At 69.6% G+C, this 11,333-nt stretch carries 5 protein-coding genes and 1 pseudogene; all 6 read right to left on the bottom strand.

Going from position 1 to position 11,333, the window contains the following annotated elements; all coding sequences use genetic code 11:
- Positions 1-536: 536 nt before the first annotated feature.
- A pseudogene (locus O3Q52_RS38345) lies at positions 537-2,470 on the bottom strand (DUF4158 domain-containing protein); the annotation flags it as partial.
- Positions 2,471-2,560: 90 nt separating this feature from the next.
- Positions 2,561-2,980: a hypothetical protein gene (locus tag O3Q52_RS38340; RefSeq protein ID WP_269653211.1), complete on the bottom strand. Its 420-nt coding sequence runs from the start codon at positions 2,978-2,980 to the stop codon at positions 2,561-2,563.
- A 391-nt stretch (positions 2,981-3,371) separates the two neighbouring features.
- On the bottom strand, positions 3,372-6,047 hold the full coding sequence (locus tag O3Q52_RS38335; protein WP_269653210.1) for a DEAD/DEAH box helicase family protein: 2,676 nt from the start codon (positions 6,045-6,047) through the stop codon (positions 3,372-3,374).
- Positions 6,044-9,199, bottom strand: a complete 3,156-nt coding sequence (locus O3Q52_RS38330; RefSeq protein ID WP_269653209.1) for a TniQ family protein — start codon at positions 9,197-9,199, stop codon at positions 6,044-6,046. The genes O3Q52_RS38335 and O3Q52_RS38330 overlap by 4 nt, the downstream gene beginning before the upstream one ends.
- Positions 9,196-10,323 (bottom strand): TniB family NTP-binding protein, encoded by a 1,128-nt coding sequence (locus O3Q52_RS38325; protein WP_269653208.1) that lies wholly within the window; start codon positions 10,321-10,323, stop codon positions 9,196-9,198. The genes O3Q52_RS38330 and O3Q52_RS38325 overlap by 4 nt, the downstream gene beginning before the upstream one ends.
- Positions 10,320-11,231: a hypothetical protein gene (locus tag O3Q52_RS38320; protein WP_332112979.1), complete on the bottom strand. Its 912-nt coding sequence runs from the start codon at positions 11,229-11,231 to the stop codon at positions 10,320-10,322. Before O3Q52_RS38320 ends, O3Q52_RS38325 begins: the two co-directional genes overlap by 4 nt.
- Positions 11,232-11,333 lie beyond the last annotated feature (102 nt).

Raw genomic sequence — 11,333 nt, 5'->3', positions numbered from 1 at the left:
GGCCGTGCCGCCGCGACGGCCGTGCGGGCATCCCGGGTCTTCCGCGGCCATGTAGGTACCAGCCGGGGAGAGCAGGGCGTGCAGCATGGCGAGGGCGGCCAGGGCGAGCACGACGAACGCGACACGCGCCAGCCCCGACCGGGCGCGGGGGCGGGGGATCGTTGGCATCGCGCTCTCCTCCCGCCCTGGTACACACGGCTCTCCCGCCATGTTCACCGCTGCCCGCGGCGGACACGAGCCGCGCCACCCGATCGAGTGCCGCGTGTCACCCGGCGGAGGGACGGGCGTTGCCGCAGGTGGTGCTGGTGGTGCTGGTGGTGCTGGTGGTGCTGGTGGTGCTGGTAACGGTGACCATTGCAGGCTTTGGGGGGTTTGGCCGACTCTGGTGCGCACTTCCTGACGTCCGGCCGGCTGGTTGCGGCATGATCACCTGTGCGGACACTTGCCTGTCGTGCGCGGCCTTGAGGACCAACGGGACAGCCAGTCGCTAAGCACTTGATCCCGGGCTGCCGGCAGGAACGCTGCCGGCAGCCGCAAACGACGGGTGTCACGTGCGGCGACGTGTTGCACGCCTCGGAGACGAGCAGGGCGACGACCGAGGTGGTCAGGTCCTTCATGCGGGTCCGGCCGTCGCCCAAGTGCACGAAGGCGTCCAGAAACCCGGTCCAGGCGTGCACCTCGAACAGCAGGTCCGGTAGGTCGATCTTCGGGAGTATCTTCTCGACCCGGCCGCGCAGCCACGCCAGGGACTTCGGCTCGCCGAGCACGTGGAGCTTCTCCACGTTCAACTTCGCCCGGCCGTTCGGCTGGACCTCGATGCTGATCTTCGCGCCGGTGCCGGCCTCTGCCAGGCGCTCGGCCATCTGCTTCCACGTCGCGTCCAGGACCGCCGTCAGCTCCCGCAAGTGCTCCTCGGCGTCCTCCTCCAGGCTCAGCCCGGCCAGGACGTCCTCGCGGACCGCCTCCCAGCCCTTGCCGTCCAGCAGGCGGGCGCGCGGGTCGGACCAGCGGTGCGAGGGGGAGGCGAAGATGTCGCGGCGCTTGATCGCGCGGAACAACTGCTCCAGCACGCACACCACGTACGCGTCGCGGTCCACCGCCCCCTGCGGCAGCCCGGTGTTCGCGTACACCGCCTTGCGCCAGTGCGACGGCACCAGCTTGTCGTCGACCTCCCGCGGCAGCAGAGGCTTCTCGCCCACCTTCCGCCGCGACAGCGCCGGCAGCCTCGGCACCCCGGCCAGGACGAGGGCCCCGCCGGTCGCCGCCCCCAGCGCCTTCGACTCGCCCAGCAGCGACAGGAACGGCTTGACGGTGTTGTAGCGCAATGCCAGCGCCCTGCGTAGCGCGGCCTCCGCCGTGGCGTCGTCCTCCGGGACCAAGCTCACCACCACGGTGGCCGCGCCGGACAATGCCGCACGGGGCGCGACCTCCTCCAACTCCGCCCACAGGGCGGCCACGTCCACATCACAGCCGCTCCGCTCGATCAGCTCCAGCTCCTCGATGAACACCGCCGCCGCCCTGGCAACCAGCCGCGACGCCTTCTCCAACTGAGGCAGCGTGGACAGACGCTCCTTGTCCGTGGACCGCTTCGCCGTGCTGATCAGCCTGGTGGCCATCAGGATCTCGAACAGGTCCAGGGCGTCGTCGATCGCCTTGGCCTCCAGATGGCGCATCACAGCGGTGAGCATCGCCGTGCGCTTGGGCTCCGGGGTCCGCTCCAGCTTCAGGCGGCCCAGCTGGAAGGCGGCGATGTCCTCGACCCGCTGCAACGCACCCTTCATCGCGGTACCCGTCGTCCGTGTCGGCGGCTGGCGCATCCGCTCCAGCTCCGAGTACCGCCTGCCCTCCGGCGTCTTCCGCGTGGCGGCCAGGTCGCCGGGCAGCGCCGCATCCGCCCGCCGGGCCGCCTTCGCGACCGTGGCGTGCAGGCGCCTCTCCGCGATGACGCGGACCTCGGAGACCTGCCGGGCCAGCACGCTCACCCCCGGCAGCAGCACCCGGTGCCGGCGCAGCCAGCCCACCGAGTGACCGAACAACGCCTTCTGCCCCTCGGCGTGCGCCGTCCACGCCCGACCGTGCAGGAACGCCCGGAACCTCCGGCCCTGGGCATGGTCCTCGAACGGGTGGTAGCCGTACGCGTCACGGATCTCCCACGCGTGCTCGTACGCCGTCTTCAGCCGCTCGGTGTACTCCTTGACGCAGGAGACGTCCTGGACCTCCAACTGCGCGGCTAGGTGCTCCACCACCGGCCACGGCACGGCCAGGGGGTCCTCCAGGAACAGCCCGATGTAGCGGACCGTGCACATCTGGAGGGCGAAGCCAAGCCGGTTGTGGTCACCTCGCCGCTTCGCGATCAGCTTCCGGTCCTCGTCATTGAGGAAGAAGAACCGCTCCAGCTCCGGCCTCGTCGGCTCCTCAGCGAACTTCCCGTACGCCTCGGCCTTTCATCAGTCAGAAATTCCACCGGCATGCGGCGGACGGTAGCCAGCCCCCGCCAACGGTCGAGGATCTTCCTCCGAACCCCCGCAGCAGACCGATCACCTGTGCTAGACGGCCATGGTCAAGTGCTTAGCGCCAACGGCTGTACCAGTCCAACGCCGTAGATGCTCGACAGGCTCGGGCTGTGGCCCTTGTGCTTGCCGGTGGGGATGATCAGGTCGGGCTGGATCTGCTCGACCGTCTCGCCGTTCGCCCGGCGTCGCAGGACGATGTGGAGCATGTCGTCGGTGATGACCGGCGGCCGGCCGCCGTGCTTGCCCTTGCGGGCCGCGGTGTCGAGCCCCTCCAGTGTCGACTCCCGGATGTTCTCCCGCTCCGTCTCCGCGGCGAAGAACGCGAAGTTTCGTTTGTGACAGTTACACGGCGTCCGGATTTGGCCTCTGCTCGCCCCGAAGGGAAGCCGTGATCGAAGGCGACGGTCGTGCTGGCCGACGAACCCGGTGGAGATCCGGTGGGGTCCTGATGTGATGGGCAGGGCCAATCCCCGCGGGTCCAGGCCGGGATCCATCGCCGCGCTGCCAGTTTCGTCAATGGTCCGAAGAGTGCTTGCGGCCGGGGTCCAGCCGAAAGTCGGGACAGTCGCGGTTCTGGCATGCGCCCGGGCCCCAGACGGGAACGGTGTCGCTGAGGATTTTCAGGGATTCGGTGATGCGGTAGCCGTCGTGAGAGAACTCTGCGCGCAGATCTCCGAGGGTTTCCTGCCACCAAGTGTTCTCACGCGCGGGGTTGATGCCGCGCAGAGAGTCTTCTTCTTGTAGGTGCGCAGCATTCTCTCGAAGGCGGGCAGGGCCCGGGGGACGTGTTCGGGGCTGGTCCAGTCGACGGCTTCGGCGTAGCGGGGGAAGTTCCATTTGCCCTGGGCGAGCGACAGGTCAGGATGGAGGCTTCGCTCCTTGCCCTTTCCCTTGCTCTGGGTGAGCGGTGTGCCAGGCGTCCCAGATCGCCTGGCGGAGCTTGCCCCGGGCCGGCACGTCCATCCCTTGATCGCGGGCCCAGGCCCGGACCTCCGCGACGGCTGGTGCGGGTCGCGTGATCGTCACCGTGGCGGTCTGCGCGACATGCGCCTGCGGCGGCGATTTGGGCAGTTTCTCGAGCGGAGTCGTGGTGAAACCACGGCGTTCGAGGATGCGTCGGCGCCGGTGGTGCATGCGCTCAAGCTGCGGGACGTCGCCATCTAGGTAGTCGTGCGCTTCGACGTGGGACTTCCTCGCCTCGGTGTTGCGTGTGATCCGGCCGACCTGCTGGATGACCCTCCCCTTGAAGGAGATCGGGCTGGTGAGGAAGAGAGTGTCGAGCCGAGGCTGATCGAAGCCCTCGCCGACGAGCTTGTCAATCGCCAGGAGCACCAGCGGCTCCGCGGTGTCTTCGGCCAGGGTGGCGCGGATGCGGGCGCGTTCGGCAGGAGGTAGCCCGCCGTGGAGCATCAGGGGTTCGACGCCGTGCGGCTTGAGGGCGCCGGCCAGCTGGTGGAGGTGTTCCACCCGGTTGGTCAGGGCCAGGCTGCACCGGCCGCGTGCGGCAGCGTCGGCGATGTCTGCGGCGATCTGGGCGTTGCGGTCGGCGTGGTGGGCGAGTTCGGTGTAGATGGTCTGGAAGGAGGCGCCGTCGTTGCCCGGCTCGTCGGTGGTGAACGTGGTGGGGTGGACGACGAAGTGCTTGGCAAACGTGCTGGCGTCTTCGATCTCGTGGCGGATCGGGCCGCACTGCATCGTGATCACCGGGTCCATCTGGTCCGCCCGGTACGGGGTGGCGGACAGGCCGATCCAGCGCCCGGCCTTCGCGCCGCGGATCGCCGCTTCGGCGCCCGGCGCTCCCACACTGTGGCACTCGTCCACGACGACCAGGCCGTACCCGTCGAGCAGGTCGGGCGCCGCATCCCGGTGCGACAGGGTCTGCAGCATGATCAGGTCGACGACGTGGCCGCGCCGGTCCTTGCCACCGCCGAGCGAGCCGACCTGTCCCACGCCGAGGTCGAGGAACGCGGCGAGGCGCTGCTTCCACTGGTCCAGCAGCTCGCTGCGGTTGACGACCACGGCCGTCGGCACGCGGTGGTGGGCGATCAAAGCGCAGGCCATGACCGTCTTGCCGGAGCCGGGAGGGGCGACCAGGACCCCGGCCGGGTGCGGGGCCATCGCCTCCACGGCCTGCTGCTGGATGTCGCTCAGTTCGCCGGTGAAGCGCGCGGTGATCTCGGGGTGTTCGGGCAGGTCGCTGGTGATGGTGAGCATGCCGCCGCCGGCGGCGGCGATCAGCTGGGTGGCCTCGTCGGCGAGACCACGCGGCAGGTTGAGCCAGTCCGGGTCGGTGGCGTCGAAACTGCAGATGAGCCGGGGTGTGTTCCAGGTGGAGAAGCGTTGGTTCTGCTTCCGGTAGAACTCCGGATTGTGGAACGACGCAGCGTGCTTGAGCGCCGCGAGGAGCTGCGGGGGCAGCCCGGAGGTGGAGATCGCCAGCATGGCGGCCAGCCGTGCGGGCACCGTGGCCGGCGCCTTGCCCAGGGCCTTCCTGCGGGGCCGGGCCCCCAGCTCGGGCGCGGTCGCCGACGGCCCGGCCTTGACCGGGCCGAGTTTGTCGACGAGCGCCTCGACCTCGGCCGGCGTGAGACGTTCGGTGCGCGCGAGGTAGGCGAACTGATCCGGGTAGGGCTGCCAGGCGGTGGAGTCCACGAAGACGGTCGTGCCCGTGGCGCGGGAGGCGCCGTGCAGCGGCAGCGCGATCAGACTGCCGAACCGGAAGCTGCCCCTGGCCTTGATGGGCAGGAAGTCCTGCGCGGGGAAGAGACGGTCGTAGCTGGACAGAGCCATCTGCCCGCAGGCGTCGATCGCCCGCCGCAGCAACGCCATGCCCAGCGCGCGTGCCGTGGCAGCGGCGACGGGCGCGGTGAAGAACGTCCACACGTGCGCCCCCTTCCCGGAGCGGGAGATCTCCAGCAGGGCGGGGACACCGGCCTCGGCGCAGGCTGCGGCGTAGACGGTGGCGTCGCCGCGCCAGTCGCTGCCGTCCTTGCCGTCGAAGTCGCACGCCAGCAGCCGGCAGGTGTCGTCGGCCAGCAGCGGGTACAGACCGATGTGCAATTCGCTGCGGCCCTGACGGGACGGGTCGAGGTGGCCGTAGACGGTCTCGTCGGTCAGCGGCCAGAACACCCGGTCCGCCTCGTCCTTGGTCTTGTCGAACGGGTTGTCCTCGGCCGGACTCCAGCCGGTCCGCCCGGTTCTGGAGCTGACCCAGCGCCTCGCGTAGACGTCGTCGCGGCCGGCGAACAGCGCCCGAAACAGCGCGATCTTCGCTGCGGTGCCGGAGGCGGCGTCGGCGTACGGCAGCCCGCCGGCACCGACGGCGGGCCGGGCGGGGACGTGGTCGGCCACGGGCGGCAGCGCCGCGGGCACCGTGGGGGCGGTCTTGCCCAGGCGCGCACGTAGGTGCACGTTCTCGGCCTTGACCTGAGCGAGTTCCTCGCGGAGCTCCGCGTTCTCCTGCAGAGCTACATCAAGACGGATACGCAGTTCGTCAGGGTCATTGCAGACAGCCCAGTCCTCCACGCCTCTCATGATCCAGATTCCTCGCGGCCCGCGCAGGGGGATCGCCCAGATTCACCGCCTCTCACGCCCGCGGGGTACCACAGCTCCGCCGACCTGAGGGCCTTCGGCTTGTGGCGGGGTCCGTGGAGATCACCGAGCTGGTCGGTGTACGGCTGTGCGGCGGCCACGACCTTCTTGCCCAGGCCGGTGAGCTGCATCGCGTGTTTGACTCCGCCGCGGACCAGGAGTTGGCCGTCCAGGTCCCGTTCCAGCTTGCGGATCTGCAGGGTCACCGTGCCCGGATCGAGGGCCGCGTCGCGGGCGAACGCCGTCAGGGTGGGATAGCGGACGGCTTCCAGGAAGCGGCGCAGACGCCGCTGTCCGCCTTTGGTTCCTGCCGCCGGCCGCAGCAGAGCAGGGAGGCCAGCCAGCCGTGCTGCCGTAGCGGCGGTTGTCCGGGGCCTTCGCCGGTGACGCGTCCGCACAGGAGACCGTGCCGCTTGGGCCGTAGCGGCCGGCAGTCTGAGTTGCTGGGCCAGGGGCAGGGCGGCGGCAAAGACCTTGTGTCCGAGGTCGGTGGGCTCCATCGGCCGGTTCTTCGTGGGCCGCACCAGGAGCGGGCCGCCGATCTCCTCCTCCAGACGCAGCAGATGCATGGTGACGCTGTGCGTGGGCAGGCCGCGTGCCGCGCACGCCTCGGACACGGTGCGGTATCCGGCGACCTGGAGGAACGTACGGAGCCGGCGCAACTGGTAGTTGTTTCCGAGCACCGGGCGCAAGAGCGCAGGGATCGTCTCGACGTCGAGGTCGGGGCGGCTGAGGTGCCGGTTGTTCTGCCGGGGGATGTTGTGATGCCTGGCCCAGCGCGACACGGTGGCCGCCGTGACGCCCAGCTCTTTGCCGATGTCCTTGAAGGACCGGTTCTGCTCGACGTACTGCCCGTGAAGCCAGGCGCGGTCGAGCAGCTCCTTGGGGCCGCGGGTGCCGTCCGCCTGGCGGGGAAGGTTCGGGTGGCGGGGCAGGCCGTACTCGTCGACGAGCCGGGCCACCGGCTTACGGTCGAGCCCCCGTTGCTCGGCGATCTCCAGGAAGGTCCCGTGCTGGTGCACATAGAGCTCCTCGAGAACGTCCCGGGGCAGCTGCTTCCGGGCGATCTGCAGGGCGGTGGGAAGCCGCTGGCTCGATGTTCCCTTGCGTGGCTGCCGTGGTTTTGGGCGGCCGGACCGTGGCTTCGGGGCACGTGGACCGGGCGCCGGGTGCTCGGTGAGGACGAAACGCAAGGTGCGTGGATCGGCGCCGAGGTGTCGGGAGATGTGCTGCGGAGCTTGCCCGGCCCGGACCCGGTGGTGCAGGTCAGCGAGATCAAGGCGTTCAGGATCGGCGCGTGGAAGGTCGAGGCCGTCCAGCAGTTCGGCGGGCGGCTCCCAGACCAGCGGCTCCTCGTCGATTCCCCGGCGGGTGAGGAACGCCCTTCCAGCCTGGTCGAGTTCGGCGAGGAGCTCCGGGGTCAGCAGGTACGGGAATCGATTGCGGGCACTTCTGAAGGAGACGGTCTGAGGCGGGAGTTGAGGCATACGTCTGCTGTGCAGCCCGCTGATCCGCTCGTACAGCAGGCACAGGGCCACGGGATAGCGCCCACCGTTGCCCGGCGATTGGACGGCCCGCTCGCACGCCCTTACCCACTCGTCCTGGGACAGCAGGTCCGTGTAGTCGAGGCAGCGGCGCCTCGCGTAGTCGATCGGGACGTCGTGGCCGTCGAGGTACTCGGCCAGGCGGATCAGAGCCACCTGGATGTCGCGCCACTGCGGGGCCGCCCGCAGGGCCTGCAACGCTTGCGTGGCGATGGGCTGGTCGATCAGACCGCCCAGGTGCCGGGAGATCACGGGGGCGAGGTCGGCCCGGCTGTCCACCAGCATCAACGCGGCCGACAATGCGGTGCCCAGGTGTTTGCGTACCTGGGCGGGTGGATCAAGACGGGCCTCCCAGCGCGGCCACAGCACCGCCGGGGTCTTGGCTGCCCGGCGGGCCACCGTCTCCGCACTGGCCGACGGGCTGCCGGGCCGGGCGGCGGCCGAGCGGTAACGCAGCTGGTCCACCGAACGAAGCGTCGGTCCGACAGCCGCCACGTGCACGGTCTGCAGCCACGGGCTGGCGTACCGCGCCCAGACGCGGGACACCGTGGGGCTGATGAAGTTGCCGCGTTCCACCGCGGCGTCCAGCAGGAGCCGCATCGGCGGCGCCGCCCGCTCGACGTTGGCCTGCCCCAGGATGCTCCATGCCGCGGTGACGGTCGCGGCCGTGGCATCAGCCCTCCCCGGGACCGCACGACCCACGGCGTCGACGCCGGCTGACGTAGACGCGTAAGGCAGGAGATCAGCAGGCAGGAGCTGGGCGAGCCGGTCACCGGACACGACGAACAGCACGCGCCGTCCCAAGCCCTTCACGTCGGCCAAGACATCGAGGGCGGGCTGGAGTGCGTGCCGGTAGACGCCGAACGAGCCGACCCCGGTGGTGACGGTGTCGACGAGGTCCTGTTGTGCCCGCAGAGCCGGATGGTCCGCCTCGAAGCGGAGGGTCTTGGTCGAGTGCAGCGGATACCGGCAGCGAGGCCGAGGTCCGCTCTCCGGCCTGGGGCCGGGACGGTCGCACAAGCCCGGGGAGGGGATCTCGGTGTCGGGGTGCCGACGGGGGCGCTGGGGTCCCGCGCACTGCGGGCAGGCGTCGGCCAGCAGCCGGCGGTGCGTCAGGCAGGCGTAGGGCCAGCCGAACCTCCAGGACAGCTGCCACCGGCCGCCGCTCTCGGCGAGGCAGTCGGGGCAATACCGTGAGCCGCTTCCGGCACTGCGTCGCCAGTTACGGCTGCGGTGCACTGCTTGCTTGTCGCGGTCGACGACCAAGGCCCGCTGGTCGTAGTACTCCAGCGTCATCGCGCGAAGAGTTTCCGGGGCGAGGCCGGTTGTGACGCTCAAGCGGCCGGCTTCGAGCGGAGGCAGCAGGACGAGCCAGGGGGCACGAATGGGCAGCGTGTGCCCCGGCGGCCTGTGCTCCTCGATCAGGCCCACCTCGGTCAGCAGTTCCCCCATGGGCGTGCGTAGTTTCGCGGCGAGGGCCTCGAGCCAGGAATCGAGGGCCTCGCCGGGCACCGGGGCGAGCCGCAGCGGCAGCGACCGGACTCCTCTCACGCAGCCGTCTTCGCTGCACGGGAGCGAGGCTTTGTCGTCATCCGCCCGCGGTCGAACTTCTTCGCGAGCGCCTTGCGTGCCCGCTCGGCCGCCGCGTCCAGCTTGACCTGGTCAAGAAGTTCGGCGTCGAGGAGTTCGGTGCCGGTACGGGCAGCACGCTGGCAGCCGCGGTTGATCAGTGTCATCAGCGAGCCGATGTGTCCGGTGGTGCGGATGTAGAGGTAGTCGGACAGCTCGTCGGCGAGCATGCCGGGGAACTTCCGGCACAGCACGATCCGCTTCTCCAGGGCGAGCAGCATGCGGCGCCATTCACGGCGGTGCTTGTCGTTGGTGACGACGAACGGCTCCATGGTCAGCGGTGTGGTGCGGCGCGCGGTCTGGGCGAGGGTGATGTTGCCGCGGGAGTTGGCCTCGGAGTACAGGCCGCGGCCCGCCAGCTCGACACCGATGAAGATGATCGTGACGGGGAACTCGTTCGCGATGTACTTGAAGTGGTTGCTGACCTCGGTCCCGTTGCGGTCATGCCACTTGAGGAAGTGCAGATCGTCGATCACCAAGACGCGTGTCTCACATTGCAAGACGCAGTCCAGGGCGCGCTGAGCGAAGAGCGCGGCGGTGCCGGTCGTCCGCCCAGGGTGCGCGTAATACTCCAGCAGCGACCGGTTGAACTCCTTCATGCCGATGTTGCTGGTCAGCCCGACCCGGCAGACCGGCCACCGCTCGTGTCCGGCGGCGGTGAACGCCCCCTCCCGCTCGATCACCTGCCGGTGGTACTTCAACGCGAAGTCCAGCACCGCGGTGGTCTTACCGAGCCCAGGGAAGGCGTCCACCGCCACGGCGCCCTTGGCCTTGTCACCGTCCTGCTGGTTGCTCGCGAGGATGTCCCACAAGTCCTCGTGCAGGGCCTTGAGTTGAGGCGTGCCGATCGGCCCCAGGTTGGCGTGCCAGATACTGCGGCCCTGCTCGTACTCCAGCAACGCCGCCTCACCCAGGAGCGCCTTCTGCTTGAGCGTGAGCTGCTCCGGAGGCTGCCGCTTCGGCGCCTCGGCCAGGGCCCGCAGCCCCTCTTTACGCGAGAGCGTGAGGTTGTCCAGCGCCGAGGTCTCGGGACGGGGCGGCATCATGCGTCCTCCAGAGCATCGGCGTAGAAGTCCCCGTCGTCCTCAGGACCGTCGAGTTCGTCGTCCTCGTCGTCATCACCGGGCAGCAGGCCCTCATACGGCTCGGCCTCCACCGCCTCCAGCTCCTCTGAGTCGTCCTCCTCGACGTCGGCGTTGGTGGCGAGGATCCGCGCGACGGACGGCAGCATGCGCACGTCGTCCTCGACGGTTCCCGGGAGGTCGAAGGCGGACTCCTCGCGGGCCTGGCGCAGCGCCAACCGGCGCTCGGTCATCGTCAGCCCGAGACCCAGGTGCCAGCGGTCGAGCAGTTCGGCGACCGCGGTCTCGTCGTCGGGGAACGGATATTTCTCGCCCGCGATCTTCCGGGCGATCTCGATGGCCCCCTGGCTGATCGGGAACTTCTGCGCCGGGGCGTGCTCCCACTGAAGGGTGTGCCAGCGGCGGGTGTCCGGGCGGCGGAAGTAGACGTAGTTGATGTTGTCGGGGTCGACCTGGACGGGCCACAGCCCGTTGGCCTTCGGCCCGGTGTATGGGCTGGTCTCGCCCCGGTAGCCGTCCAGCCCGTCGCCGTTGTAGCGGCACTTGCGGATCTCGACCCCGTAGTGGTGCAGCGGCTTCCACTCGGTCTTCAGGAACTCGAAGCCGAGCGCCGGATCACGGGGCACCTCGATGTAGCCGGCCCGGGCGATACCGTGCTCGAACATCGCCGCCGGCGACAGCTTCAACCCCGGTACATGGGCATCGACGAGCCCCCTATGCGGCCTGTGGTGATACGTGCAGGCCACCCATTCCCGGATGACCGCTTCCAACTCGTGGAGGAAGAAGAACGCCTGGTCCTCCGGCCGCTCGCCCCGCGAGAACAGGTCCGGACCCTTGTAGCCGGGCAGCGACTCCAGCAGCCCCTCGCGCACGGTCCTAAAAAATCTTTCAATCGGCCCCTTGTCACGAGTCGTCCACTGCACCCGATCAGTCCGGTCAGCCCGGAGTTGTGAGGGTGACGCACCCGTTCCATC

The organism is Streptomyces sp. ActVer (assembly GCF_027270795.1).
In the GTDB taxonomy this organism is placed as follows: Bacteria; Actinomycetota; Actinomycetes; order Streptomycetales; family Streptomycetaceae; genus Streptomyces; species Streptomyces umbrinus_A.
Note: the sequence above shows the minus strand (reverse complement) of the source record. Positions and strands in the feature narration are given on the sequence as shown.

Bases quoted from the DNA above. Each gene is read 5' to 3' on its own strand.
- O3Q52_RS38335 (WP_269653210.1), bottom strand. From the start codon at position 6,047: ATGAGAGGCGTGGAGGACTGGGCTGTCTGCAATGACCCTGACGAACTG.
- O3Q52_RS38325 (WP_269653208.1), bottom strand. From the start codon at position 10,323: ATGATGCCGCCCCGTCCCGAGACCTCGGCGCTGGACAACCTCACGCTC.